23 protein-coding genes are annotated in these 25420 nt (G+C 70.6%); 10 read left to right on the top strand and 13 right to left on the bottom strand.

Translation table 11 applies throughout. From position 1 onward, the window contains the following. Positions 1-68: 68 nt before the first annotated feature. Both AC1DMN_RS02905 and AC1DMN_RS02900 read left to right on the top strand, forming a co-directional pair. Positions 69-386 (top strand): DUF2853 family protein, encoded by a 318-nt coding sequence (locus AC1DMN_RS02905; RefSeq protein ID WP_440732540.1) that lies wholly within the window; start codon positions 69-71, stop codon positions 384-386. Positions 387-504: 118 nt separating this feature from the next. Next, entirely contained in the window at positions 505-1419 is a 915-nt protein-coding gene (locus AC1DMN_RS02900) for a cyclase family protein (protein ID WP_441977858.1), read from the top strand. Between the two features lie 32 nt (positions 1420-1451). On the opposite strand, the gene AC1DMN_RS02895 is transcribed toward AC1DMN_RS02900, so the two are convergent. Further along, a complete protein-coding gene (locus AC1DMN_RS02895; RefSeq protein WP_441977857.1) occupies positions 1452-1610 on the bottom strand; it encodes a hypothetical protein in 159 nt (52 codons plus the stop codon). Positions 1611-1798: 188 nt separating this feature from the next. Between AC1DMN_RS02895 and AC1DMN_RS02890 the strand changes: the two genes are divergently transcribed. Both AC1DMN_RS02890 and AC1DMN_RS02885 read left to right on the top strand, forming a co-directional pair. Next, positions 1799-2338 (top strand): GNAT family N-acetyltransferase, encoded by a 540-nt coding sequence (locus AC1DMN_RS02890; RefSeq protein ID WP_441977856.1) that lies wholly within the window; start codon positions 1799-1801, stop codon positions 2336-2338. A 118-nt stretch (positions 2339-2456) separates the two neighbouring features. Next, on the top strand, positions 2457-4097 hold the full coding sequence (locus AC1DMN_RS02885; protein WP_477230113.1) for an acyl-CoA dehydrogenase family protein: 1641 nt from the start codon (positions 2457-2459) through the stop codon (positions 4095-4097). A 146-nt stretch (positions 4098-4243) separates the two neighbouring features. Here AC1DMN_RS02885 and AC1DMN_RS02880 read toward each other — a convergent pair whose 3' ends face one another. From AC1DMN_RS02880 to AC1DMN_RS02870, 3 genes are all read right to left on the bottom strand, one after another. Further along, entirely contained in the window at positions 4244-5965 is a 1722-nt protein-coding gene (locus AC1DMN_RS02880; RefSeq protein ID WP_477230112.1) for a phospholipase C, read from the bottom strand. 276 nt (positions 5966-6241) lie between these two features. Next, positions 6242-7639, bottom strand: a complete 1398-nt coding sequence (gene pntB / locus AC1DMN_RS02875) for a Re/Si-specific NAD(P)(+) transhydrogenase subunit beta (RefSeq protein ID WP_477230111.1) — start codon at positions 7637-7639, stop codon at positions 6242-6244. Beyond that, positions 7636-9192 (bottom strand): Re/Si-specific NAD(P)(+) transhydrogenase subunit alpha, encoded by a 1557-nt coding sequence (locus AC1DMN_RS02870; protein WP_477230110.1) that lies wholly within the window; start codon positions 9190-9192, stop codon positions 7636-7638. Before AC1DMN_RS02870 ends, pntB begins: the two co-directional genes overlap by 4 nt. Before the next feature lie 180 nt (positions 9193-9372). Between AC1DMN_RS02870 and AC1DMN_RS02865 the strand changes: the two genes are divergently transcribed. The 3 genes from AC1DMN_RS02865 to AC1DMN_RS02855 all read left to right on the top strand — a co-directional run bounded on the left by AC1DMN_RS02865 (position 9373) and on the right by AC1DMN_RS02855 (position 11917). After that, complete coding sequence (locus AC1DMN_RS02865; protein WP_477230109.1) at positions 9373-9798, top strand: hypothetical protein; 426 nt, start codon at positions 9373-9375, stop codon at positions 9796-9798. 82 nt (positions 9799-9880) lie between these two features. Continuing rightward, positions 9881-10540, top strand: coding sequence for a trimeric intracellular cation channel family protein (locus AC1DMN_RS02860; protein ID WP_441978225.1), 660 nt, complete (start codon positions 9881-9883; stop codon positions 10538-10540). A 75-nt stretch (positions 10541-10615) separates the two neighbouring features. Continuing rightward, a complete protein-coding gene (locus tag AC1DMN_RS02855) occupies positions 10616-11917 on the top strand; it encodes an alpha/beta hydrolase (RefSeq protein WP_477230108.1) in 1302 nt (433 codons plus the stop codon). An 88-nt stretch (positions 11918-12005) separates the two neighbouring features. On the opposite strand, the gene AC1DMN_RS02850 is transcribed toward AC1DMN_RS02855, so the two are convergent. Together AC1DMN_RS02850 and AC1DMN_RS02845 are read right to left on the bottom strand one after the other, a co-directional pair. Further along, on the bottom strand, positions 12006-13322 hold the full coding sequence (locus tag AC1DMN_RS02850) for a cation:proton antiporter (protein WP_477230107.1): 1317 nt from the start codon (positions 13320-13322) through the stop codon (positions 12006-12008). A 61-nt stretch (positions 13323-13383) separates the two neighbouring features. After that, on the bottom strand, positions 13384-14328 hold the full coding sequence (locus AC1DMN_RS02845) for a LysR family transcriptional regulator (RefSeq protein ID WP_441978222.1): 945 nt from the start codon (positions 14326-14328) through the stop codon (positions 13384-13386). A gap of 97 nt (positions 14329-14425) precedes the next feature. Between AC1DMN_RS02845 and AC1DMN_RS02840 the strand changes: the two genes are divergently transcribed. Continuing rightward, positions 14426-15466, top strand: coding sequence for a YeiH family protein (locus tag AC1DMN_RS02840; RefSeq protein ID WP_477230106.1), 1041 nt, complete (start codon positions 14426-14428; stop codon positions 15464-15466). Between the two features lie 94 nt (positions 15467-15560). Here the strand turns inward: AC1DMN_RS02840 and AC1DMN_RS02835 are convergent, their stop codons facing one another. The 5 genes from AC1DMN_RS02835 to AC1DMN_RS02815 all read right to left on the bottom strand — a co-directional run bounded on the left by AC1DMN_RS02835 (position 15561) and on the right by AC1DMN_RS02815 (position 20706). Further along, the gene (locus AC1DMN_RS02835; protein ID WP_440732553.1) at positions 15561-16577 is read right to left on the bottom strand and encodes a magnesium and cobalt transport protein CorA; all 1017 of its coding nucleotides are present in this window, start codon (positions 16575-16577) and stop codon (positions 15561-15563) included. A gap of 140 nt (positions 16578-16717) precedes the next feature. Then, positions 16718-17998, bottom strand: a complete 1281-nt coding sequence (locus AC1DMN_RS02830) for a serine hydrolase domain-containing protein (RefSeq protein WP_441978220.1) — start codon at positions 17996-17998, stop codon at positions 16718-16720. A 118-nt stretch (positions 17999-18116) separates the two neighbouring features. Further along, complete coding sequence (locus AC1DMN_RS02825) at positions 18117-18842, bottom strand: response regulator (protein WP_440732555.1); 726 nt, start codon at positions 18840-18842, stop codon at positions 18117-18119. After that, positions 18839-20134, bottom strand: a complete 1296-nt coding sequence (locus AC1DMN_RS02820) for a sensor histidine kinase (RefSeq protein WP_477230105.1) — start codon at positions 20132-20134, stop codon at positions 18839-18841. The genes AC1DMN_RS02825 and AC1DMN_RS02820 overlap by 4 nt, the downstream gene beginning before the upstream one ends. Continuing rightward, entirely contained in the window at positions 20131-20706 is a 576-nt protein-coding gene (locus AC1DMN_RS02815; protein WP_441978218.1) for a hypothetical protein, read from the bottom strand. The genes AC1DMN_RS02820 and AC1DMN_RS02815 overlap by 4 nt, the downstream gene beginning before the upstream one ends. Positions 20707-20976: 270 nt before the next feature. Between AC1DMN_RS02815 and AC1DMN_RS02810 the strand changes: the two genes are divergently transcribed. After that, positions 20977-22050 carry a hypothetical protein gene (locus tag AC1DMN_RS02810; protein ID WP_477230104.1) on the top strand — a complete coding sequence of 358 codons (1074 nt, stop codon included), beginning with the start codon at positions 20977-20979 and terminating at the stop codon, positions 22048-22050. Positions 22051-22192: 142 nt separating this feature from the next. Next, the gene (locus AC1DMN_RS02805) at positions 22193-22846 is read left to right on the top strand and encodes a response regulator (RefSeq protein WP_477230103.1); all 654 of its coding nucleotides are present in this window, start codon (positions 22193-22195) and stop codon (positions 22844-22846) included. Between the two features lie 64 nt (positions 22847-22910). On the opposite strand, the gene AC1DMN_RS02800 is transcribed toward AC1DMN_RS02805, so the two are convergent. Next, entirely contained in the window at positions 22911-24704 is a 1794-nt protein-coding gene (locus AC1DMN_RS02800; RefSeq protein ID WP_477230102.1) for a sensor histidine kinase, read from the bottom strand. An 80-nt stretch (positions 24705-24784) separates the two neighbouring features. Then, positions 24785-25357: a hypothetical protein gene (locus AC1DMN_RS02795; RefSeq protein WP_477230101.1), complete on the bottom strand. Its 573-nt coding sequence runs from the start codon at positions 25355-25357 to the stop codon at positions 24785-24787. Positions 25358-25420 lie beyond the last annotated feature (63 nt).

Here is a 25420-nt window from a genome sequence, read left to right as displayed (position 1 = left end):
GGATGCGGCCTCTAGGCTCTCTGGCGAGCGCGGCACATCCGAGCCGAGCCGGAGCGAAGGAGTTCCCTATGGCCGACTGGGCCGCTGACGTCAAGATCTACCGTCCCGACGCCGATGATGCTGCGATCGCGGGTCTGCTCAAGACCTACCGACTCGTCATGGACAGCCAGGACTCGGCGTACGTCGCATTCTCCGACAAGGACGAGGTCGAGACCGTCAAGACCAATTTCCTCAAGAAGAAGCTCGGCCTCACGGAGTCGGACGCGGTCCTCGACGCCGCGCTCGACGAGGTCAAGGAGACGATGAAGGCAGACCGCACCAAGAGCCGCATCACGGTCTACTACCTGCTCGCGGAGAAGTTCGGAAAGCTCGGCCTGTTCCACTGAGCGCCCGCTTCGATCACCAGAAGGACCCGCATCCGCTACGGAAGGTGCGGGTCCTTCTGCGAAGCACGAGACTCCGCCATGGAGCCGTCGACCCCCGGATCATCGACATACTGGCGGGATGACCTCTCCCGAGTATCGCGCGCGCTTCGGCTTCGACATCGCCTTCGCCAACGGCGGCGGGATGCACGGCGACGGCTTCCGCCTAGACCTGCCCTCCCCCGATCTGGACGCCGAGGCGATCGGCGCGCTCCTCATCCGCCACCTCGGTCTCGCACTCGTCGAGTCGGTCGTGCTGCATCGCCTCGAGATCGTCGCCGAGCAGCACCGCGGCAGCCGCGGGGTCGAGGCGACGACGCCCGCGCCTGCCCGCCGCATCGTGGATCTGTCGCACTCGATCCACGCCGGCCTCGTCACCTACCCCGGCCTGCCCGCGCCCGAGATCACCCCGTTCCTCACCAGGGAGGACTCGAGGGCGAAGTACGCGCCCGGCACCGAGTTCGCGATGGACGTCATCACGATGATCGGCAACACCGGGACGTACATCGACTCGCCGTTCCACCGATACGCCGACGGGGGCGATCTCTCCTCGCTGCCCTTGGAGAAGCTCGTCGATCTGCCGGCGGAGGTCTTCCACCTCGCCGATGCGTGGTCGCCCGACCGTCGCGGGATCGGATCCGCAACGCTGGCCGACCGCGACCTGCACGGCGCGGCCGTGCTGCTGCACACGGGCTGGGACCGGCATTTCGGCACCCCGGCGTACGGCCGCGGCGCGCCGTTCCTCACCGAAGGCGGGGCGCAGGCCCTCGTCGGCGCCGGGGTCGCGCTCGTCGGCATCGACTCGCTCAACATCGACGACACCGAATCGGGAGGCGAGCGCCCCGCGCACTCGATCCTGCTCGCGGCAGGGATCCCCGTCGTCGAGCACCTTGCGAACCTGGGCTCGCTGCCTGCGCGCGGCGCCCGGTTCACTGCCGCTCCACCGGCCGTCGCGGGTTTCGGGACTTTCCCGGTGCGGGCGCACGCGATCGTCTAGCCCGGCCGCGCACGCGACAGGGCGGCCCGCCGTCAGAGACCCTCGATCGACCCCTCGAACCCGAGCATCGTGTCCACCTCGGGCGGCGGGATCAGGCCGTCGTCGTCCTCGTCCCGGGGTGGACCGTTCTCCGCAGCCTTCTGCTCGTGGACCGGCGCTTCGACCTGGTCGTCGTCGTTGTCGTGCCCCATCTCATCCTCCTTCACGAGGGAGCCGGTCAGCGACGCCCTCATCTGCATACCCGCCCGCGGCGGGCCTGATCCCGCCCTGTTCTCCGCAGGGTATGCCGCCGTGCAACGCGTCACAAGGGGACGGTCCTCTTCGGTCCGCGGCGCCGGTCGCGACCGCGTTGTCCGGACCTGCGGGTAGCGTGACACCCATGTCCACAAGACCCGCTGTCACCCTCCGCGCTCGCACAGACGCCGACCTCGATGCGCTCTACAGCATCGCGACGGATCTCGACACGTGGGAGGAACGCAACCCGGGCCGCCCCGCGGTTCCGCCCCGCACCGCGTGGGAGGAGCGTCTCACGGCGCGAGAAGCGGATCCGGGCAGCAACCGGGGCTTCGTGATCGACGTCGCCGGCGAAGCCGTCGGCAACGTCGGCCTGTTCGAGATCGACGAGGTCGCGCGGCACGCCGAGGTCGGCATCGCGCTCATCCCGTCCGCCCGGGGCAAGGGCATCGGCACCGAGGCCATGCGGCAGATACTGGAGTTCGGGTTCGTGCGCGGCAACCTGCGCCGGGTGCATCTCGAGGTGATCGCGTCGAACGCCGCGGCGATCCGCTCCTACGAGAAGGCCGGCTTCGTCGTCGAGGGGCGCCAGCGCGAGCACGCCTGGGTGCGCGGGCGCTATGAGGACATCGTGCGGATGGGGCTGCTCCGCGACGAGTGGCGCGAGAACCGCGCGGCCGACTGAGCCCGCCTCGCCGGCGTTCCGGCCCTCGTCGAGCGCGACGGCCATCCGCACGCCGACCGTGAGCCCACACGGGGGGATGGCGTAGCGTCGGATCAGACCGCGATCGAAGGGGATCCGCATGGCGACGCACACCGTCACGAACCAGGCGCCGCCGCGGGAGGGCGTGGACGAGTTCGCACTCGACCTCCCGCTCGTCGAGGGTGTGCGACGGCACGGCGCCTCCTGGGCCGAGCCGGAGCTCACCGCGACCGGGCAGCTGGTCGGATCCGCCGCCTTCCAGCACGACGCCGAGCTTGCGAACGTGCACGAGCCGGAGCTCGTCGCGTTCGATCGCTGGGGACGCCGCATCGACGAGGTCGAGTACCACCCCGCGTACCACCGGGTGATCGGCGCCGCGATCGCCGCCGGAGCCCACACCTCCGCCTGGGCGGATCCGCGCCCCGGCGCGCAGGTCGCCCGCGCCGCGCAGTTCCTGCTGTTCGCGCAGATCGAGCCGGGGCACGCCTGCCCCGTGTCCATGACGCACGCGGTTGTCCCCGCGCTGCAGCAGTTCGGGTCGGCGGACCTGCAGGACGAGTGGATGCCGCGGCTGCTCTCGCGGGACTACTCGCCCGCGCTCACCCCCGGCAAGACGTCCGCCCTGTTCGGCATGGCGATGACGGAGAAGCAGGGCGGATCCGACGTGCGCGCGAACCGCACCTCCGCGGCGCCGACCGGCGACAGGTCCTGGATCCTCACCGGGCACAAGTGGTTCTGCTCGGCGCCCATGTCCGACGGCTTCCTGGTGCTCGCTCAGGCGCCGGCCGGGCTCAGCTGTTTCCTCGTGCCGCGCGTGCTGCCGGACGGATCCCGCAATCCGTTCCTCATTCAGCGGCTCAAGGACAAGCTCGGCAACCGCGCGAACGCCTCGAGCGAGGTGGAGTTCGACGGCACCCTCGGCTGGCTCGTCGGCGAGGAGGGTCGCGGCGTCCGCACGATCATCGAGATGGTCAATCAGACCCGGTTGGACTGCATGCTCGGCACCGCCGCCGGGATGCGTCAGGCGACCGCCGAGGCGATCTGGCACGCGCAACACCGATCGGCCTTCGGCGCCCTGCTCGCCGACCAGCCCGCGATGACGCAGGTGCTCGCCGATCTCGCCGTGGAGGCCGAGGCCGCGATCACCTCCTCACTGCGGGTCGCCGCGGCCTACGAAGCCGACGCGCCTGCCGAGGACGAGCCGTTCCACCGGCTCGCGACGGCGGTGCTCAAGTACTGGATCTGCAAGCGCGGGCCCGGCCACGCCTACGAGGCGCTGGAGTGCCTGGGCGGCAACGGCTACACCGAGGCGTTCCCGCTCGCCCGGCGCTACCGCGAGCAGCCCGTGATGGCGGTGTGGGAGGGATCCGGCAACGTCATCGCGCTGGACGTGCTGCGCGCGATCGCCCGCGAGCCGGAGACCGCCGACGCGCTACTGGCGGAGGTGCGCCTCGCCGCTGGGGCGGACGAACGTCTGGACGCGCACATAGCCGGCACGGAGCTGCTGCTGCGCGCAGCGCAGCGCGATCCTGCGTCCGCCGACGCGCAGGCCGGAGCGCGCCGGCTCACGGAAGCCCTCGCGGTGGCGCTGCAGGGCTCGCTGCTGATCCGGCACGCACCGGTCGCCGTCGCCGACGCCTTCGCCGCGTCCCGCCTCGGCGACGCACGGGGCTTCCTCTACGGAGCCGCACCCGCAAGGGCCGCCGCCGCGATCGTCGTCCGCCACGCCGGCGCGCTATGAAGGCTTTTCGCCGACCCGGCCCTTCGACAGGCTCAGGGACCGAACGTTGACACGACGGCCCGGTCGCTCACTCGGAGCGCCCGGGCCGTCGTGTCCGTGCGCGGGCCGGCTCTCGAGGAGGCCGGCCCGCGTGTGCTGGTCGGGCGTCAGCTGCAGCCTCCACCCTGTCCGAGGTGCTTGCCGCTGTTGCCGGCGCAGTACGCCGGCTGGACGATCGTGCCGGTGGCCGGATCCAGCGTCAGGTTCGCATCCTTGCGCGGATGCGAGAGGTCGAGCAGGTTGCCGAGCGAGCCGGCGACCGCGTCCAGAGACCCGTCGCCGAGCCGGCCGAGGCCCCAGTTGTCCTCGATGAACCGCAGGATCGACGACTGCTGCGTGACGGTGTGGTCGACGAAGTCCTTCTTCGCGAACGGAGAGATCACCAGGAGCGGCTGACGCGGGCCCGGGCCGCAACGATCGGCGTAACCGCCGAGGATCGGCGTGCCGGAGGCCGACGCATCGAGGCACCAGGCCGCATCGTTCTGCGGATCGTTCGACGCGTTGGTCACCGTCGCCGCGACGTGATCGTACCAGCCGTCGGAGTCGTCATAGGCGAGCACGATCGCCGTCGATCCCCAGTTCTTGGACTTCTGAATGGCGTTGATCTCGTTCACGACGAACGTCTGCTCGTCGATCGGATCCGAGTACGACGCGTGCCCGTCCTGGTAGTTCGGCGCCTTCAGGTACGAGACCGCCGGCATGTTGTCGGTGTCGACGACCTTGTTGAAGTCGGTGATGTCGTACTGGTGGTTGGCCTGGCCGGCGTGCCCGATCTCGGCGTCGGAGGCCGGGGCGAGGTGGTGCGGGTTGGCGGTCGACGCGAAGTACTGGAACGGCTCGTGATGCGGGTTGTAGTCGGTCGACGAGACACCGGCCACGTTCGTGTGCGTGGTCGTGCACTGCGCGTAGTCGATGCCCTTGATCGTCTTGGTGCTCTGCGGCGTGAAGCCGCCCTGGAACCAGCCCCACGACACGTTCTTCTCGTTCAGCAGATCGCCGATGTTGCGACCCTGCATCGCGGCGAGCGCATAGCTCTTCGCGTGGCTGCCGTCGGAGCAGTCGTCGAAGGCCGGATCCGGGTCCTCCGTCATGGTGCCGACGCCCTGCGCGTCCGGACTCTTCACCGTGTACGGGTCGGGGGTGGCGGTCTGCGCGCCGGTGAACGGGTCGACGCTGATCACGCCGTGCGTCTGCCCGGAGACGAGGTTGAGCGCACCGGGGCTCGACGGGCCGAAGGTGTCGGAGAAGCTGCTGTCGCTGAGCGCGTAGTGCTGGGCGTAGTTCCACAGGCCGGTGACGGTGTTGCCGTCGTAGTAGTCCATCGTCATGCCCGGGGTCGCATACCGGGGATCACCGGGGTTGCCGCAGGTGTCGGTGCTGGTGTTCTCGACGAAGCGGTCCATCGCGCCGCCGTTGTACGCCTTCTGCTCGGCGAGGTACTCGTGGTCCTGGTCGCAGGTGACGGCCTGACCGGGGGTGAGTCGCTTCGGCTGCACGGTGTTGGGGTTGTTCGGCGCGAGCAGGCCGGCGTTCGCGAGGGTCGCGATGTCGGTCGGGGTGTCCTTCGCGGCGGTGAACGGGGAAGCCGGCGCCCCCGTGCCCTGGACCGTCTCGCCCGCGATGTTCGCGGCATTCGGGTAGGTCGCGAAGTAATGGTCGAAGGAGACGTTCTCGCCGAAGATCACGACGACGTGCTGGATCGGGGTGGACGTGGCGGCAGCGGGACGCGGAGCAGCGGCGGCCGGCAGCGCGCCGGCCGCACCGCCGGCCGCGGCCGCCAGCACGAGGGCGCCGAGCGCCCCGGCGGTGCCGAATCGGGAACGGAACATCGAGGGACCTTTCGTGAGAGGAAGGGGCCTCGATGCCGTGGAGGACGCCAGGCGCTCCCCGGCATCGGGTCCCGCACCGAAAGTAGGCCTGCGCGGCCAGCGGCGACAGGGGTCATGGGCATCATTCCCGATCCGTTCACCGGATCCATCGGGTTCTCCCAGGAAAGCGGCCCGCGAAGACGCGCGTGCGCTCAGGAACGCCGGCCCGCGGGCCTCTCGCGCCGAAGGTCGGCCCCCGTCAGGGAGACCGACCTTCGGCGCACTGGGCGGAGCGGATCAGAGCGCCGCGATGATGTCCTCCACGCGCTGCTTGGCGTCGCCGAACAGCATCTGCGCGTTCTCCCGGAAGAACAGCGGGTTCTGCACGCCCGCGTAGCCGGCGGCCATCGAGCGCTTGAACACGATCACGTTCTCGGCCTCCCACACCCGCAGCACCGGCATGCCGGCGATCGGGCTGCCCGGATCCTCCGCTGCCGCGGGGTTGACGGTGTCGTTCGCGCCGATCACCAGTACGACGGAGGTCGACGCGAGGTCGTCGTTGATCTCCTCCATGCTGAGCACGATGTCGTACGGCACCTTCGCCTCGGCGAGCAGCACGTTCATGTGACCCGGCAGGCGTCCCGCGACGGGGTGGATGCCGAAGCGCACGTCGATGCCGCGTTCGCGCAGCTTGGAGACGAGGTCAGCGACGGGATACTGGGCCTTCGCGACCGCCATCCCGTATCCCGGGGTGATCACCACGCTCTTCGCGGAGGTGAGCATGTCGGCCGCGCCTTCCGCGTTGATCTCCCGGTGCTCGCCGTGCTCCTCGTCGCCCGACGCGGACGCCACGATCCCGAATCCACCGGCGATGACGGACAGGAACGACCGGTTCATGGCCTTGCACATGATGTAGGAGAGGTAGGCACCGCTGGATCCGACCAGCGCACCGGTGACGATGAGCAGGTCGTTGTTGAGCAGGAAGCCCGCCGCGGCCGCCGCCCAGCCCGAGTAACTGTTCAGCATCGAGACGACGACGGGCATGTCGCCGCCGCCGATCGACGCGACGAGGTGCCAGCCCAGCGCGAACGCGAGCAGGGTGACCGCGATCAGCAGCCACAGCTGCTGGTCGATCACGAACCACACCGTGAGCACCAGGAACGCGACGAGCGCCAGGATGTTCAGCACGTTCTTGCCGGGCAGCATGAGCGGCTTCGAGGAGATCCGCGCCGACAGCTTGAGGTAGGCGACGATGGATCCGGTGAAGGTCACGCCGCCGATGAAGATGCCGATGAAGACCTCGGCGTTGTGGATCCCGACCAGCGCGGGGGCCATCTTCGCGTGGGCGAGGTGGCCGTTCCAGCCGACCAGTACGGCGGCGAGGCCGACGAAGCTGTGCAGCAGCGCGATGAGTTCGGGCATGCCTGTCATCTCGACGACCCTGGCGCGCCACAGGCCGATCCCCGCTCCCACGATCAGGGCGACGAGCAGGAAGACCAGCCCGATCACGGCACCGCCGGTCCAGGCGTTCGCGACGGTGAGCGACACCGTGGCGAGCAGCGCGATCGCCATGCCGGAGATCCCGAAGATCACCCCGGAGCGCGCGGTCTCGTGCTTGCTGAGCCCGGCGAGACTGAGGATGAACAGCAGGGCCGCGACGATGTACGCGGCAGTGGAGAGAGCCCCGACGGTCACTTCTGGCCGCCCTTCGTGAACATGGCGAGCATGCGACGGGTGACCGCGAACCCTCCGAAGATGTTGATGGATGCGAGCAGCACGGCGATTGCGGCGATCACCTGGACGACCGGATTCGGATCCGTGATCTGCAGCATCGCGCCGACCACGATGACGCCCGAGATGGCGTTGGTCACCGACATGAGCGGGGTGTGCAGCGCGTGGTGCACCTTGCCGATCACGTAGAAGCCGATCACGACGGATAGCGTCAGCACCGTGAAGTGCTGAGGCAGCGGCGCGGGCGCGAAGGCGTTCACCGCGAACAGCGCGGCGATGCCGAGCACGATCAGCAGCGCCTTGCGGCCGGCCGACATGCCCTTCTTCGCCGGTGCCGCCCCATCCGGTCCCTGAGCCTGTCGAAGGGCGACCGGCGCCTTCGCCGGAGCCGCCGCGACCTGCACGGGCGGTGGCGGCCAGGTGACGGCACCGTCGCGCACGACCGTGACCGAGCGCTGCACGACGTCGTCGAAGTCGATCGTGAGCACGCCGTCCTTGCCCGGGGTGAGCAGGGCGACGAGGTTCGCCACGTTCGTGCCGTACAGCTGCGAGGCCTGGGCGGCCAGGCGTGAGGCGAGGTCGGTGTAGCCGAGGATGATCACGCCGTTCTCGGTGACGATGCGCTCGCCCGCGACGGATCCCTCCACGTTCCCGCCCTGGCCCGCCGCCATGTCGACGATCACGCTGCCGGGCTTCATCGCGGCGACATCGGACGCCGTGATGAGCCGGGGCGCGGCACGCCCCGGGATGAGCGCCGTGGTGATGATGATGTCGACGTCGGCGGCCTGCTCGGTGTAGATCTCGGCGGCGCGGCGGTCGTACGCCTCGCTCGTGGCCTTGGCGTAGCCGTCAGAGGACTTCTCCACAGCCACGTCGACGGGCAGGTACTCGCCGCCGATCGAGGTGACCTGGTCGGCCACCTCGGGGCGCGGATCCGTGGCGCGCACGATCGCGCCGAGGCTCGAGGCCGCACCGATCGCGGCGAGGCCGGCGACGCCCGCGCCCGCCACGAGCACCTTCGCCGGCGGCACCTTTCCGGCGGCGGTCACCTGGCCCGTGAAGAACCGGCCGAACTCGTGCGCAGCCTCGACCACGGCCCGGTAGCCCGCGATGTTCGCCATCGAGCTCAGCACGTCCATCGACTGCGCCCGCGAGATGCGCGGCACGGCGTCGAGCGCCAGGGCGGTGATGCCGCGCTGGGCGAGGGACTCGACGAGGTCGGGGCGCAGCGCCGGCGACAGCAGCGCGATGAACGTCGCCCCGTCAGCGAGCAGAGCGATCCGCTCCGGATCCGGCGGCGTGATCGCCAGCACGATCTCACTGCCCCACGCCTGCGAACGTTCGACCAGCGTCGCCCCCGCGGCCGCGTAGGCCTCGTCGGGGTACGACGCATCCGATCCCGCTCCGCGCTCCACGACCACGTCGTGACCGAGCTTGCGAAGCTGCGCGATCGTCGCCGGGGTCGCGGCCACGCGCGCCTCGCCCGCAGGCTCGCGCACGATGCCGATGACTGCCATAGCTACCTCCTCTGTGCCCGTCAGCGATGACGGGGCTCCAGGCGACCTCGCCCGGACAACCTGCTCAGAGTACTGAGCCGGACGGCGGGGATCCCTCGGCTTTTCGCGATCTTACGCGCAAAGAATCGCGGATCTTTCCAGTCCGACAACGCCGCGCGCTCCCCGCGTAGGCTCGTCCTCATGGCACCGGATCCTCGGCTGAAGGCACTGCTCGGCGACTGGACGGGGACGGAGGAGCTCTTCCCCACGGCGTGGACGGAAGCGGGATCGGCCCGCGGTGCGCTGAGCGTCGAACCCGGTCCCGACGGGATCCTCCTGGACTACGTGGAGTCGCGCGACGGAGCCGACGGCGCACCCCTCGTCGCGCACGCCGTGGTGGCCGGCGCGGGGTTCTGGTGGTTCGACACGTACGGCTTCACTCCGGCGACGCCGGGCACCGCGGTCTGGCAGGACGATGTCCTGGTGCTCGACCGGCGCTCCGACCGCGGCCGCACCGTGATGCGACTGCGCGCGGAGGGCGACCGCCTCGTGCTCGAACTGGACACGGCCGTGCCGGCGGACGCGGATCCGGCGCCCCTCGTGCGCGGGGTCTACATGCGCGGCTGATCACACGCCGGGGACGCGGAGTGGGGTCCGCCACGCCGCGACGATGCCTCCGCGGGCGGCCGCGAGACGCTTAGCTGTCCACGTGAAGGCCACCGCATCCAAACTCCTCGCGAGGCCGCGCCCCGCGATCAGCGCCCGCCTCTTCGACACGCTCGACATCGTGGCGACCGGCCTGTTCGCCGTCGAGGGTGCGGCGGCCGCCGCACATGCCGGCCTGGATCTGCTCGGTGTGCTGGTGGTGGGTTTCATCGTCGCGCTCGCCGGCGGGATCCTCCGCGATGTGCTGCTCGGCGATCTGCCTCCGGCGGCGTTCTCCTCGCGGATCCGGATCATCGTCGCGCTCGGCGCCGCGCTCGCCACGTTCGGGGTGCTCGCCGCGGTCGACGAGATCCCTGCCCTCGCACTCGCCGCCGCGGACGCCGTTGGTCTGGCCCTGTTCGCCGTCGGCGGCGCGGAGAAAGCCGCTGCTCGGGGCGCAAACCTTTGGGTGGTCGCCGCGCTCGGCACGATGACGGCCACGGGCGGTGGCCTCGTGCGGGACGTGATCCTGAACCGGGTGCCCTTCGTGCTGTCGCAGAGCGTCTACGGCACCGCAGCCCTGGCCGGTGCGCTGGTGACGGGGATCCTGCTGCGCTGGACCCGGGCACCCGGGCTCGCGCTCCTCGCCGGATTCGCGGTGGCGTTCCTGCTGCGCATGCTCGCCGTGTTCTTCGACTGGCAGCTCCCCCGGCTTCCGGTCTGACCGGTTGTGATCGGCACCGGACTAGAGTCACTCGTGCCGCGCGCGATACGACTGACCACCGAACAGGAGCCATCGATGACCTGGTTCTTCAAGCTCAACGTCATCGACGGCCCGCTCCCGCTCACGATCTGGGGGCTGACGATCGTGGCCGTGATCGTCGTCCTGATCCGCCGGCCCAGCCCGGCGTGGTTGTGGCGGATCGTGATCGCCCTCGCCGTCGGGATCGGCGGAGGCGCTGCACTCGTGGCGTTCGTGAACACGTCGCACGCCTTCGGGCCGGCCTTGCCCTACGCGTGCTGGTTCTGGGTGCCGGCAGGGTTCGCGGCGATCCTCCTGGGCATCGTGTCGTTGTGGGAGCGCCGGGTCTGGCGGAAAGTCGTCGCGATGCTGGTGGTGGTCCTCTCCCTGCTCTCTACGACGCTCGGCGTCAATGCGGCGTTCGGCGTCAACACCACGGTCGGCTCGATGCTCGGCATCGCGACCGACGACAAGATCGACGTGCTGCCCAAGCCGGTCCCGACCGAGACCACGAGCGGCCCGCTCTACGAGTCCTGGCACCCGCCGGCGGACATGCCGAAGACCGGCGAGACGGCCGTGCTCAGCGGCTCGCACGCGATCCCCGCCACCGGCGGCTTCCGGCCCCGCGATGCGGTCCTCTACCTACCGCCCGCGGCGCGCACTGCGAATCCCCCGCGGCTCCCCCTGATCGTGATGATGATGGGCTATCCCGGCGATCCGGACGCGACGTTCATCGCAAAGGCGCTCGATGACCTCGCCGCCAAGAACAAGGGCCTCGCGCCCATCGTGATCGTCGCGGATCAGCTCGGCGTCACCAAGTCGGATCCGGTCTGCGCGAACACCGCCAAGTACGGCGACGTGCCCGCCTACTTCAACACCGACATCCCGGCCTACGCGACGAGGAACCTCAACGTGCTGCTCGACCACAGCTACTGGACGATCATGGGCTACTCGAACGGCGGCGCCTGCGCGTTCACATGGGCGACCCACCACCCGGACATCTGGGGGAACATCGTGGCGATCTCACCGGACGAGTACCCGGGCGTGGAGTGGCGCAACGAGGCGATCAAGACGCTCTTCGGCGGCGACGCGGCGAAGTTCGACGCGCTCAAGGCCGAGGCGGGGATCGCGGAGAACCCCGGGAAGTTCGCCGGCCACCTCGCCGTGTTCACTGTGGGCGGTGCGGATCCGGGATACATCCCGGGGACGAAGCGCGACGCCAAGCGCGCCGAGGACGCCGGCTTCACCACCACGTTCCATGAAACACCGGGAGCCGATCACGTCGCAGGCGCCCTGAACAGCGGGATCCCGTTCGCCATGGAACTGCTCTACAAGCATCTGGGCCTTTCGGCTCCCTGACCCCCGCCCGTGCGCAGCGCATGCCCGGCGGTCCGCCGGCTGCCGAGTCGGGCGAGATCGCCGCTCGGTCACAACAGGGCGGCGCCGGTCAGTGCGGCGTCGCCGAGCCCTCGGCCAGCGCGGCCGTGTTGCCCGGCGAGAGCCGACGCAGCACGAGCGGCGCCGCGATGCCGTGCAGCAGGATGCTGCCGACGACGGTGACGACCATGACCAGGAGCACGATGTTGCCGTCCTCATCGGGCAGCGCGTTGTACGCGAGCAGGCCGAACACGATCGTCGCCGTGCCGCGCGGCCCGAGCAGGCCGATCCGCACCCGGTCTCCGCGCCCCACGGAGCTGCCCATCAGCGAGAGGTACACCGGGCCGAGCCGCAGCACGGTGAGCGCGAGCAGCGCCAGCACGAGAACCCGCCAGTCGAAGGAGTCGGTGAAGGCGAGCAGCGCCGCACCGCCGAGCATGAACCAGACGAAGTTGGCGGTGAGCGTGCCGACCTCCTCGACCAGCAGCAGCTCGGCATGCGGGATCACCCGCAGCTCCATGCCGCGGGTGCGGGCCACGCGGTACATCAGACCGGCGACGAAGGCGGCGACGAAGCCGTTCGCCTCGAGGGCCGGGATCGTCGCGATGCCGTACGCGATGAGCGGAAGCAGCAGCATGGCGTAGCGCGCACCGCCCTCGCTCGCGATGTCCCGGTCGCGCGCGATCCGCAGCACGAGGCCGACGAGACCGCCGAGCACCACGCCGATCACGACGGCCCAGAGCGTGGCGGGCACCGCGTTCAGGAACGCCTCCGTCATCTTGTCGACGTTGTGCCCGAGATCCTCATCCGTGACGTTGACCGTGTCGGATCCGGTGGCGATCGCCTGCCGGACCACGGGGGCGAGCACGACGGCGATCGGCAGCGCCATCCCGAAGATCGGCGAGACGAGGCCGTCGTTGTAGCCGCTCTCCACGTTGAGGATCGCGCGGATCCGCTCCGGCAGGCGCTTGGTGCGCAGCAACCGGGCGGCTGGAGCGAAATCGGTCGGCATGACCACGCACGCGATCACCCCGATCACCACGAACGACTCGGGGATGAGCAGCACGCTCGCGATCGCCGTGAGGATGAGCGACAGCGGCAGCGCGATGAGCACGAGCCGCGCCGTGACCCTGCCCTCGCCCCCGAAGATGCCGCCGCGCACCTCGGTGGCGTCGGCGAACAACAGGAGGGAGAGGATGACCTCGACGATCTTCTCGGTGACCGGAGAATCCAAGGCGGTCGCATAGGTCGGCAGGTCCCACACCGTGGTCGCGGCGCCCAGCACGAGCAGCATCGCCGGGCCCGCGACGCCCCAGCGCTCGAAGCGGCGCGACACCAGCGACCACAGCAGCACCGCGGCGAGGCCGAAAAGCACGAGCGAGGGCATCCGGTTCCTTCCGACGATGGCGATGGCGGCGCGACGGCCGCGGTATCGCGACGAGGTGAGACTATCGCGCCGAGCGTCCCTGCTTCGCCGCCCGTTCCTTCGCGGTCGCCACGGCCACCTCGATCAGCTCCCGGGCGGCCGGGGAGAGGTCGCGCGCTCCCCCGCGCCAGAGCGCCGTGATCGGGCGGATGACAGGTTCGCCGGCGGTGCGCACCGCGCGCAGTCGGCCCAGCCGGATGTCGTCGGCGGCCTCCCGCCGGCTCATCACCGCGGCCCCCAGTCCGCCCGCGACCGCGGAGCGCACCGCCGCCGAGGTCGGCAGCACCACCGCCGGCTCCGCGGGGTCCCGGCCGAGCCGGCGGCGCACCTCGTCCTCCCAGGCGCGTCGCGTGCCGCTGCCCTGCTCGCGAGCCACGAGCGGCTCGTCGGCGGCCGCCTCGAACGCGATGGGGCCGCCACCGTTCCAGGCGTGCCCCGGCGCCACGACCAGCACGAGCTCGTCCTGGTCCACCGTGGTCGCGCCGAGATCGACCGGCACCTCGGTCGACTCGATGAACGCGAGGTCCGCGTGCCTCTCGCGCACCAGCGCCTGCGCCTCCGTGCTGTTGCCAGAGAGCAGCTGCACGGCGGTCGGCGTGCGCCCGGCCTCGACCTGGCGCCCGCGCAGTGCGACGAGCCACGGTGGCAGCAGCTGCGCCGACACGGTCTGGCTCGCCGCGACGGTGAGCCGTGCGGTGCTCTCGCCACGCAGGGTGCGCGTCGCGGTGCGGAACCGGCCGACCGCCGCCAGCACATCGTCCGCCCAGGACGCCACGACCTCGCCCTCGAGCGTGGGGCGGGTGCCCGACGGGGCGCGGTGGAACAGCGACAGTCCGAGTTGACGCTCCACCGCGCGCAGACGTGCCGACGCCGACTGCTGGGTCACGCCGGTCTCCCGCGCCGCGGCGGAAATCGAGCCGGTGCGCACGACGGCGACCAGCAGCTCGAGCGCTCCGAGGTCGGGCATCGCTCCCTCTGTCACCTGGCTTGCCACAGTCCACGACTGTACCCCTATCGAGCGCCGCCGGATACCGCGGTCGACGTCGACGGACGAGCCTGGATCCATGATGTTCCGCCCTGCCCGCACGTTCCCCTCCCGCCTCGTCGCGCGCGGGGCGGACGTGCTGCCGGGCCTGGCGCTCACCGTGCCGATCGCCGTCGTCGCCACGCTGATCGGCGCGGCGATTCCGGTGCTCGGATCCGCCCTGCCCGCGATCGTGATCGGCGTGGTCATCGCGGTGATCCGTCGGCCCGGCGCGCGTTTCCAGCCCGGTGTGGAGTACTCGGGTCGGTTCCTGCTGCAGCTCGCCGTGGTGCTGCTGGGCGCGCAGCTGTCGCTCGACGCGATCCTGCGCGTGGGTGCGGAGACGCTGCCGGTGATGCTGTCGACTCTTGCCGTGTGCCTGCTCGGCACCTGGGTCATCGGCCGGGCGCTGCGCGTGCCCCAGCGCCTGCGCACCCTGATCGGCGTCGGCACCGGGGTCTGCGGGGCCTCCGCGATCGCCGCGGTGTCGCCGGTGATCGGCGCGCTCAGCGCGGAGGTCTCGTACGCGGTGTCGACGATCTTCGTCTTCAACATCCTCGCCGTGGTCCTCTTCCCCCTGCTCGGTCACGCCCTGAGCATGGATCCGCACACCTTCGGACTGCTCGCCGGCACCGCCGTGAACGACACCAGCTCGGTGGTCGCCGCGGCGAGCGTCTTCGGAGCGGCCGCGCTCGGGTATGCGGTCGTGGTGAAGCTCGTGCGCACGCTGATGATCATCCCGATCTCGATCGGACTGTCCGTCATCGAGTCACGCCGGGCGACCGAGGGGCGGCGGCTGACCCTGCGAGGTGTGATCGGGCTGGTGCCGTGGTTCCTCGTGGGGTTCCTCGTCGTCGCGGTGATCGGATCCCTCGGGGTGATCCCCGCCGGCCCGCGAGAGGCGATGGTGCACACCAGCGGGTTCCTCATCGCCACCGCGATGGCCGGCATCGGGCTGTCCACCGACGTGACCGCGCTGCGCCGTGCCGGCTGGCGGCCCCTCGCGCTCGGCGCGATCCTGTGGATCCTGGTCACCGTCACCGCCCTCGCGGTGATCGCACTGACGACAACTGGTCGTTGAGCGAGGACGCGCGAAGCGCGACCGAGACGAAACGCGGCGCTCTCGCGAAGGACGGCGTTTCGTCTCGGTCCGCTCGCTCAACGACCCCGGTCGGTCAGAGCCAGCCGCGCTTCTTGAAGACCAGGTACAGGGCGAATCCGCCGCCCACCATGAGCGCGATCGCCATCGGATAGCCGGCGGCCCATTTCAGTTCTGGCATCACCTCGAAGTTCATGCCGTAGATGCCCGCCACGATGGTCGGCGCGAAGAAGATGGCGGCCCAGCTGGAGATCTTCTTGACCTCCTCGCCCTGCCGCATGCTCTCCTCGGTCATCCGGCGCATCTCCTCGTTCTGGCGCCGGGCGACGATCGTCGCCTCCACGGTGAGCGCGTTGTCGAGATTGGCGCGGAACGTCGAGACGCGCTCGGACAGGGTCAGGATGTGGTCGAGCACGTCGCGCAGGTAGCGCTGCAGCTCCAGGTCGACGGCGTACTTCGCGGATCCGCGCAGCAGGTTCTCCAGCATCGGCTGCAGCGGCTGCGTGGCCTTCTGGAAGTCGATGACCTCGCTGCTCAGCTCGTAGATGCGCTGGGTGACGTCGGATTCCTCGAGGAACAGCTGCGCCTCGATCTCGTCGATGTCGTTCTCCAGACCCGCCAGCACCGGCGAGTACTCGTCGACGAGCTCGTCGAGGACCGCGTAGAGCACGGCCTCGGGGCCGCGGGCGAGCAGCTCGGGGTCGTGCTCCATACGGCCGCGCACCCTGCTCAGGCTCGGCGTCTCGGCGTGCCTGATCGTGACGACGAAGTTCGGGCCGACGAATACGTGAAGCTCGCCGAACTCGACCTCCTCGTTCGCGTCCAGATAGCGAGCGGGGCGCAGCACGATGAACAGGGTCTCCCCGTAGCGCTCGAGCTTGGAGCGCTGATGCCCGGTCAGCGCATCCTCCACGGCGAGCTCGTGCAGACCGAACTCCGCGGCGACCTGGCGCACCTCCTCCTCGCTGGGGCGGTACAGGCCGATCCAGCCCATGCCGCCGCGGTCGTGCATGAGCTCGAACGTCTCATCCAGCGTGTGCGGGGTGTCGGTGCGGACGCCGTCCACATAGATGCCGTTGTCGACGATCGCCATGGTTGCTCCTCGGGTCGTGCGTGCGCCTCGACCTGCAAGCCGGTCGAACGCGGGAGGCGTCGAGCCGTCCGCTCAGCTGTCTTCCGGCAGATGAGCGGACCAGCCGAACCAATACTCCCGCGCTCGACGGGAGTATTGCATCAGCCTTGCGGCAGCGGGCAGATGGCCGCGCCGTCGACCGCCTTAGCGTAGTCGTCCGAGGTGAACGGCAGGGCGAATTCCGGCGCCGTCCTGCCCTTGCCCGCGGGCGCCTTGGAGGCGATCGCCGCGAGCTCGAACGCGAGGTCACCCGCGAACGCGTCGCCGACCGTGGAATCGTTCAGCACCACGGCGACCGTGAAACCGGTCGCCGGGTCGGAGTAGGCCGCAGTCAGGTAGCCGGGCGTCCCGCCGTGCTGGCCGATCATCGATCCGACCAGCTTCGCGCCGCCGGTGGTCTGGTACCAGCTCGGGGCTCCGTCCGCGATGGGGAGCGGGGTGCCGAAGCGCTTCGGGGTCTTCTTCACCCGCAGCGCCTGCGCCGCCTCGGCCTGCACGTACCGTCCGAGATCGGCGATCGTGGAGACCACTCCCGAGTCGGTGTAGCCGTTGCTCGACGAGCTCACGGTGATGTCCGTGGGCTTCGCGCACTGATAGGCGCCGTCGACCTGGGTCAGGTAGGAGCCCTTCAACGCAGGCGACGGGGTGGGCGCGGCGGCCTGGGGACCGGGCAGCGACGTGGAGCCCAGCCCGAGCGGAGCCGTCACGTACTGGCGGATGAGCTGCGCCGCGGTCTGGCCCGTGGCGCGCTCCAGCGCCTGCCCGAGCAGCAGATACCCCGCATCGGAGTCGCGGTAGCCGGTGTGCGGGGGCGTCCGGTTCTGGGCGAGCCCGTAGGACGCCAGCTCCTTCGGCTCCCACTGCCGGTCGGGGTTGCTCAGCCACATCGGCATCGCCGTCGCCTGGGAGGAGCCGATCCCGCCGGTGCCGTTGCACAGATCCAGCAGGGTGACGTCCTGCAGATCCGGCACACCCGAGACGTACTCGGTGATCGACGCGTCGAGCTTGACCGCGTCGCGGTCGGCCAGCGCGTACAGCACGTCGCAGGTCATCAGGCGAGTGACATCGCCGATCCGGAACGACATGTCGGTGCTCACCGGGGTCTTGTCCTCGACGGACACGGTGCCGAGACCCTCGACGTAGGATCCGCCCCAGGGCGCCCACACGCCGACGATCGCGCCGCTCGAGCCGCTCGCCGCCATCGCGCGCTGGACGGCCGCCTTGATCTGGTCCTGCGTATCGGACGGCAGTCCGCCCTGCACCTGCGGTTTCGGCGAGTACGAGGGGGCTGCCGCGGTTCCCGAGCAGCTGCTCAACGCGAGTGCCGCCGCAACGGCACCGGCGACCAGCGCCCCTATCCGACGGCCTGTGATCCGACGCATTCGCCCCCCTGACATCCTCACGATTGTAAGCGGCCCTTCTCAGGGCGACGTCATCCCTGAGGATGATCCCGGACATCGGGCGAAGATCGTGATGTGCGGGATCCGCGCCCACTGTGCCTCAGACGCTCCCGAGTCCCTTCGCGATCGCCTGCGCGCGATCGCGCACGCCCAGCTTCGCGAACAGCGCGTTGACGTGCGTCTTCACCGTGGCCACCCCGACGTAGAGCGCCTCGGCGATCTCGCCGTTCGACCGGCCCTGCAGGATGAGCGCGTAGACCTCCCGTTCCCGAGCTGTGAGCGCAGGGAACCGCGTGGCGAGGGCCGTCGCCGAGGCCGGATCCGGATCCGTGTCCGCGAGGGAAGGCTCGACGCGCCCGTGCGCATCCGGCGCGGCGGCATCGGGGGTGACGGCGTGCGGCGCGCCGATCCGTCCCAGCAGCACGTCGCGCACCGGGGCGGAGAACGTGGACTGTCCTGCGGCGACCGCGCGGATCGCGGCGGCGAGCTCCGCCCGCCCCGCGTCCTTGGTGAGGTAGCCGCGGGCGCCGGCGCGCAGCGCGGCGACGATGTCGGCGTCGTCGGCGAAGGTCGTGAGCACCAGCACGGCGGTGCCCGGCGTCTCCGCCGTGACTCGCCGAGTCGCGGCGGCGCCGTCCAGCACCGGCATCCGCAAGTCCATGAGCGCGACATCGGGATGGGTGGCGGCGATGAGCGCCACGGCCTCGGCCCCGTCGCCGGCGGCGCCGACGACCTCGAAGTCCTCGACGAGGCTCAGCACCGTCTCCAGCCCGTCGCGGATGATCGCCTGGTCGTCGGCGAGCACGATGCGGATCCGCTCGGTCACGCCGGCGCCTCCACCCGCAACTCGAAACGATCGCTCCGTGCGCCCGCACCACCGCCGGTCCCTGAGCCCGTCGAAGGGTCCGGCACCAGACCTGCACGGGCGGTCCCGCCGAGCGCGGCGAAGCGCTCCCGCACCCCGCGCAGCCCATAGCCGCCACCGGTCGCGACGAGCCCCCTGTCCTGAGCGGGCGCCGCGGGGGCCGGGTTCTCGATCGTGCACTCCACCCGGTCAGGATGCCAGATCAGCCCGACCCGCACCTCGGCGCCCGGCGCGTGCTTGCGCGCGTTGCTCAGCCCTTCCTGCACCGCGCGGATCAGCGCCTCGGCGAGCGCGGCCGGTACCGAGCGCGGCACGCCGGCGACGTCGAGGCGGGCGCTCTTCTCCCCGGTGACGAGTGCGCGGATCCGGACCTCGAGTTCGTCCGGCGCTACCGGTGCCGCCGTGTCGGACCCCGGTTGCTCGGCCGGCTCGCGCAGTGCCCGCACGGCCTCACGCGCCTCTTCCAGCCCGTTCACGGCGAGCCGCCTCGCGGCTGTCACCCGTTCCGCCGCGCGACCGGCGTCACCCGCGTCGAGCAGCGCCTCGGCCGCGTCCAGCTGCACCACGAGGCCGCCCAGGCTGTGCGCCAGCACGTCATGCAGGTCACGGGCGAGCGCCACCCGTGCGGCGGTGGCCTGCGCCCGCAGTGCCTCCGCGCTCGCGCGTTCCCTCTCGATCAGGAGCACGCGCTGCGCCCGCCGGCCGAGCCCCGCGATCACGCACAGCACGAGGGCGGCGACGATCCCGGCGAACCCGAGGACGTCGACCTCGGATCCGGCCTTCCCCGTCGCGCCGGCCTGCGCGAGCGCGGCGCCCAGCGCGATCCCGAGCGCCCCCACGACCGCGACGCCGCCGAAGACCGGCAGCGGCGTCTGGGGGTCGCTCGTCACGGTCATCACCGCCACCACGAGCAGCGCCACACCCACCCCGCGCGTCGGAACCGCGGTGAGGCTCCCCGCGATCGTCATCACGGCGAGCAGACCGATCGCGAGCAGCGACGCCCGGCCGGATGGCGGAGACGTCCTCGCCTGAGCGGCCGGCGCCTGCACCCCTGTTGGAGGAACCGGATCCGTTCCGCCCCGGGTCGCAGCGACCAGCGTGCGGATCACCCAGGCCACGAGCCCGACGAGGGCGAGGGCGGTGACCCACGGCGAGACCACGGGGGCGGCCCGCCACAGTCCGTAGGCGACGGCGAGAGCGCCGGCGAGATTGATGCCGGCGCTCCACCAGGTGAGCGGATTGATGCGGGTCACGAGACCATGATGCGCGCTGATGCGTCCTGCGCGGTGCCGCGGTGTTGCCCTTCGACCCGGTGGTGCAGCACGAGGGTCCTGGCTGCGCGGTTCGCGGCGAGCACGAGCAGGATCAGTCCGGCCGAGATCCCGAGGTGGCTGCCGAACGACTCGAACGCGAAGGTCAGGCCCACGCGCACGCCGATCAGCACGACCCAGAGTGCAAGGCCCCAGGGCGAGGTGCGGGTCTCGAACTCGGCGGCGGCCCTGGCCGCAGCCTTGGCGGGCATCCCCGCCGTGACCGGGACGGCGCCGTCCGGGCGGGCGATGCGGCGGATGTGTGCGATCGCGCCCATCGCGGCGCCCACGACCACGGCGATCACGATCTCGACGACGAACGCGACGACGTCGATGACCCCGAGCCCGCGCCCGTTCAGGGACTGCAGCAGCAGTGCCACGCCGAGGATCGCCGCCACTGCGGGGAAACTCCAGTCGCGGGTGCCGAGCACCGGACGCCAGGTCATCTGCCGGACGGCGATCACGCCGACTGCGACGAGGATCAGCAGGACGTTGGAGACGATCGAGAGGTTCATGTCCTCGATGCTCCTCCGATGCCGGATCCGGCGGCACCGCCCTGGGGTGGAGATCCGCGTTCGGCGGGTGGAGATCTGCGCTCAGCGCGCGGAGTCCGCGCCCGGCGGGTGGAGATCCGCGTCCGAGCCCGCGATGTGGTGCAGGCACCACATCGCTGTGGTGGCACGACCATCGGCCGCCGGCGCGTCGATTTCTAGCCTTTTCAGTACGAGAACTTCCCGGATCGGGATGCCGCAGACGCCCTCCGCGGGCAGTGAGAGAAGGACACCATGAACACCACGAAGACCACTGACAACACCACCGCCAGACGCCTCGTCGGAGCCGGGCTCGTCGGCGCCACCGTGCTCGGCTCGATCGCCATCGGCGTCGCCACCGCCGCCCCCGCGTCGGCCGCGACCCCGGTGCGCGCGGCGGCCACGGCCGACGTCACCCGCGGGTTCGACATCGTCAACACGACCAAGCACACCCTGGAGCTGACCGGGATCGGCAGCCCGGGCGAGCGCGATCAGTACCGGCCGACCGGGACGAAGATCCTCCCCGGTCAGTCCTACCGCTACGAGAAGGTGTACTACTTCGCCAAGCGCGGCGAGACGACTCTCACCTTCAACTACAGCGAGGCCCTGGCCGACGGCTCGATCCGGATCGGGGCGTTCGAGGCCACGCTCGTGGTGGACGCGTTCAGCGGCACCAACATCCGCACGGATGCCGGTGCCACCTTCACCGTCGAAAACCAGGGCATCACCGCCGGCCGGCTGATCCTCTCGGAGAAGGAGTTCTCCACGATCTCGGTGCCCGCCTCCGACGCCCAGCGGCAGGCCGACCTGCTCAACCAGACCTGCATCTCGGGGATGGCGTCGTGCACGTTCACGCCGGTGACGAAGGTGGACGGTCCCGATCAGCGCAGGCTGGTCGCCGGTGGCGCGAACAACACCGACACGGCGCGTCCGGAGAGCTTCACCACCAAGGTCGTGGCCACCACCACCTCCTCGGTCGAGACAACCGGATCCGCCAAGCTGACGATCAAGGGGATCCTCGAGGCGGGCCTCAGCCACAAGTACGGCGGCACCTGGTCCGACACCAAGGAGACCACGAAGGTGCACAACTACACGATGAGCCCTTACTCGAACTACAACATGTGGTCGCGGTCGCTGACCGACCGGGTGACCGGCGACTTCACCGTCACGATGGGCAAGACCACCTGGAAGCTCACCGGGGTGCACTTCGACATCCCGAAGAAGGACGCCGACCCGCTCTACGACAGCGTCGCACGCCCGCTCACCGACCAGGAGAAGGCGAACCTGCCGCAGGTCGCCGAGATCAAGCCGATCACGCCGGCCGACTGACCCACTGGGGACCCGGGGGATCCGAGGAGTTGGGGAACCACGGATCCGAGCCGCCGCCCGCACCCGAGAGGTGTGGGCGGCGGTTCTGCGGGAGTACTCTCGGGGCACCGGCGGGATCGCACACCGGCAGGCAGGAGCACGTATGCGCATCGTCATCGCCGAGGACGAGTTCCTGCTGCGGGAGGGGATCTCCCGCATCCTCGCGGATGAGGGTCACGAGATCGTCGCGACGGCCGGCGACGCGGACGACCTGCTCGGCAAGGTCGCCGCCTACCGGCCGGATCTCGTGCTCACCGACATCCGGATGCCGCCCGATTTCGCCGACGACGGTCTGCGCGCGGCGAAGCGGATCCGTCGAGAGTTTCCCGGGACGGCCGTGGTCGTGCTGTCCCAGTACGTGGACGCCACCGGTGCGATGGAGCTGCTCGCGGACGGCGCGAACGGCATCGGCTATCTGCTGAAGCGCCGCATCCTCAACCTCGAGGACTTCCTCGACTCCGTTCAGCGCGTCGCCGACGGCGGATCCAGCATCGACTCGGATGTCATCACCTCGATGGTGCGCCGCGAGGTCCGCAACCACCAGGACGGCGGCATCGCGCAGCTCACCCCGAGGCGGCTGGAGGTGCTGCAGCTGATGGCGCAGGGCTACAGCAACGCGCGCATCGCCCGAGAGCTCTTCGTGACGGAGAAGGCGGTCGCGCGCAGCATCGCTCTCATCTTCGTGGCCCTCGATCTGCCTCCGGATCCCGACGACCATCGCCGGGTCCTGGCCGTGATGCGCTTCCTGGACCGGTGACGGATCCGGCACGCTCAATCGGTCCCTGAGCTCGTCGAAGGGCCCGAACCCGTGCGTGGGTGCACTATCCCTCGCGATGGCCGAGTGGAATCTCCGCGCGCAGCCTCGTCCCGCCGGGAACGGCCGGCTCGAGTGTCATCGTCCCGCCCAGGGTCTCGATCCGGTCCCTGAGGCTGCGCAGGCCGAATCCCGGGACCGCCCCGACCGGCCCCTTCCCATCGTCGCTCACCGCGATCTGCAGGCGGCCGTCCCGCACGGCCAGGTCCACGACGATCTCGCGGGCGCCGGCGTGCTTCACAGCGTTGGTCAGGGCCTCGGCGATCACGAAGTAGGCGGTCGACTCGATCTCGGCCTCCATCCGGCCGAGAGGAGCGGCGGCCTCGACCCGCACCGGGATCCGGACCTGGTCGGCCAGCGCGGATACGGCGGCCTCCAGGCCGTGGTCCTTCAGCCGGCTCGGCATGAGGCCCTCGACCAGGCCGCGCAGCTCGTCGAGCAGGGATCCGCAGCGCTCGGCGATCTGCGCAGCCTCCGCCCGGATGTAGTCCGCGTCGTCGGCCTGCCGCGCCATCCGCTGCACGTCGATGCCGACCAGGACGATCCGCTGCTGGGCGCCGTCGTGCAGATCCTGTGCGATGCGACGACGTTCGGCGTCCGCGGCCACGACGATCCGGCGCCGAGAGGTCTGCAGCTCCTCCGCGGCCACGTGGAGCTGCTGCACCGCGGAGCGCAGCTCGACGATCAGCCGCTGCTTGTCCATCGCGAGTCCGAGCTGTGCGGCCACGGTCGCGACCAGCCCCCGGTCCGCGATCAGGTCGCGGTCATACAGGAGCGCGCCCACAGGTGCCTCGACCGGACCGATCGGCCACCAGCCGCGCTCACCGGGTACGGCGAGCTCGCGCCCTGCGCTGTCGACGAAACGCGCCGGGTCTGTGTCCGCCGTCCAGAGGATCCTGGCGCTGGGGTCGCCCAGAGCCCGCACCGCGAGCGCATCGAGCAGCGCCGGCTCCACGGATGCCGCGGAGATGCCCGCGGCCACCTCCGCGACCTCACCCGCGTGACCGAACGCGCCGAAGGTCAGCCCCACGAGGAAGGCGACGGGCAGGCCACCGAGCATGAGCAACTGGACGACGGTCGCGGCCTGCTGCACGCCGGGGCGGGAGTCGAGGTGCAGCATCACGACCGTCACGCCGATCACCGCGATGGCCGCGCACCCGTAGCCGATGAACGGGAGCAGTTGGCGGCGCGGGAGTGTCGCCATCCGCGAGAGCCGGATGCCCCAGAGGACGACCGTCGCCGCCAGAGTGAGCATGCCCACCGCCGCCTGCAGGGTCCAGACCACCTCGGTCACACCGGGTTGCAGGACGACGATGATCTGCGGGGCCACGGAGACGAGATAGGCCACCGCCACGATGGCGCGGGCGGCCCTGCCGGGCAGCCGACCGGAGGGGAACGCGAGCAGCAGGTGCAGCAACAGGGCAAGCGGGAGGCTGGACGTCAGCGTGCCCAGGACGCGGAGCGCCGGGATGCTGTCGTCGTAGGTGCCGGAGGCCCACAGCGCCAACGCGGTGAGCAGCATCAGCCGCCCGATGGCGTTGTGCGGGCGCCGGTACCACGCGAGGAGGCCGGTGATGGTGAAGACCGCGACCAGCACGGTGTCGAGCAGGGATCCGCCGAGGCCCCTCGTCGAGGGGATCGCGAGCTCGACCAGGCAGAGGACGGCCATCAGGATGCCGACGCCGACCAGCGCCGCACGCAGGCTCGGCGTTCCCGCCCCCGAGGAGCGTCCGTCCGCGGTCGGCGGGCGCCGGTCGGCCGCCGGAATGCGGCCGTCCGCCGAGCCGTTGAGCGGTGTCATGCGTACAGGATCCCAGGACGGTCAGCGCAGCGGAACGGTTCCGGATCTTCAGGTGGCTCGCTCGGCCTGGAGATGTGTGGTCAGTGAAGGCCGGGGCGAGGCATGACGACCGACGGGTCCGGGCGGAGGATCAACGTGTCCCCCGGAGTCCAGGGCCGCTCGTAGTAGGGCGGCGCAGGATGCGTGCCTACGAAGTTGTACCGCGCGATGGACACGTAGTCCATGCAGAGGCGCGTCTCGATGCCGTCCCAGTTGTCGCCCGCGACCGTCGTGTAGCTCACGATCCGCCCCTGGCCGTCAAGGTTCACGGTGCCGCTCGCGCCTTCGCGCGGTCCGAAATCGATCGGCTCAGCCAGGAGCTCTCCCCGGCGTCCAAGGAGATTTCCGTCGGCATCGACCACGTCCGTTGTCTTGATCTGCGCGGGCGGGTGGCAATTCTCTGCGCCTCCCACACGCTCCTGCTCAGATGTCGGGAAGCTGGCTGACGGCTCCGGTGTGGGCGTAGCGGACGGCTCAGAGGAGCTCGTTGGCAGAGTCGTTGCGTGCGGAACGGCGGCTGTGATGGTCGCGACGGCGGTGCCTGCGCCAACGGCGAGGGCGGCGACCACGAGCCCGGCGACCGCCCAGGTGGCGATCTTCGCCGTGCGATTCATGGCTTCAACTTAGCCCCGGGGCCAGACAGTTACGAGCCTCGGCCGTGCCAGATTTGCGCAACA

The sequence above is a fragment of the Microbacterium sp. 01T413_2 genome (assembly GCF_056398985.1).
Note: the sequence above shows the minus strand (reverse complement) of the source record. Positions and strands in the feature narration are given on the sequence as shown.

Excerpts from the sequence above, each read along its gene's own strand:
- AC1DMN_RS02905 (WP_440732540.1), top strand. The coding sequence starts at position 69 with ATGGCCGACTGGGCCGCTGACGTCAAGATCTACCGTCCCGACGCCGAT.
- AC1DMN_RS02900 (WP_441977858.1), top strand. The coding sequence starts at position 505 with ATGACCTCTCCCGAGTATCGCGCGCGCTTCGGCTTCGACATCGCCTTC.
- AC1DMN_RS02895 (WP_441977857.1), bottom strand. The coding sequence starts at position 1,610 with ATGGGGCACGACAACGACGACGACCAGGTCGAAGCGCCGGTCCACGAG.
- AC1DMN_RS02890 (WP_441977856.1), top strand. The coding sequence starts at position 1,799 with ATGTCCACAAGACCCGCTGTCACCCTCCGCGCTCGCACAGACGCCGAC.
- AC1DMN_RS02885 (WP_477230113.1), top strand. The coding sequence starts at position 2,457 with ATGGCGACGCACACCGTCACGAACCAGGCGCCGCCGCGGGAGGGCGTG.
- AC1DMN_RS02880 (WP_477230112.1), bottom strand. The coding sequence starts at position 5,965 with ATGTTCCGTTCCCGATTCGGCACCGCCGGGGCGCTCGGCGCCCTCGTG.
- AC1DMN_RS02870 (WP_477230110.1), bottom strand. The coding sequence starts at position 9,192 with ATGGCAGTCATCGGCATCGTGCGCGAGCCTGCGGGCGAGGCGCGCGTG.
- AC1DMN_RS02865 (WP_477230109.1), top strand. The coding sequence starts at position 9,373 with ATGGCACCGGATCCTCGGCTGAAGGCACTGCTCGGCGACTGGACGGGG.
- AC1DMN_RS02855 (WP_477230108.1), top strand. The coding sequence starts at position 10,616 with ATGACCTGGTTCTTCAAGCTCAACGTCATCGACGGCCCGCTCCCGCTC.
- AC1DMN_RS02850 (WP_477230107.1), bottom strand. The coding sequence starts at position 13,322 with ATGCCCTCGCTCGTGCTTTTCGGCCTCGCCGCGGTGCTGCTGTGGTCG.
- AC1DMN_RS02845 (WP_441978222.1), bottom strand. The coding sequence starts at position 14,328 with ATGCCCGACCTCGGAGCGCTCGAGCTGCTGGTCGCCGTCGTGCGCACC.
- AC1DMN_RS02840 (WP_477230106.1), top strand. The coding sequence starts at position 14,426 with ATGATGTTCCGCCCTGCCCGCACGTTCCCCTCCCGCCTCGTCGCGCGC.
- AC1DMN_RS02835 (WP_440732553.1), bottom strand. The coding sequence starts at position 16,577 with ATGGCGATCGTCGACAACGGCATCTATGTGGACGGCGTCCGCACCGAC.
- AC1DMN_RS02830 (WP_441978220.1), bottom strand. The coding sequence starts at position 17,998 with ATGCGTCGGATCACAGGCCGTCGGATAGGGGCGCTGGTCGCCGGTGCC.
- AC1DMN_RS02815 (WP_441978218.1), bottom strand. The coding sequence starts at position 20,706 with ATGAACCTCTCGATCGTCTCCAACGTCCTGCTGATCCTCGTCGCAGTC.
- AC1DMN_RS02810 (WP_477230104.1), top strand. The coding sequence starts at position 20,977 with ATGAACACCACGAAGACCACTGACAACACCACCGCCAGACGCCTCGTC.
- AC1DMN_RS02805 (WP_477230103.1), top strand. The coding sequence starts at position 22,193 with ATGCGCATCGTCATCGCCGAGGACGAGTTCCTGCTGCGGGAGGGGATC.
- AC1DMN_RS02800 (WP_477230102.1), bottom strand. The coding sequence starts at position 24,704 with ATGACACCGCTCAACGGCTCGGCGGACGGCCGCATTCCGGCGGCCGAC.
- AC1DMN_RS02795 (WP_477230101.1), bottom strand. The coding sequence starts at position 25,357 with ATGAATCGCACGGCGAAGATCGCCACCTGGGCGGTCGCCGGGCTCGTG.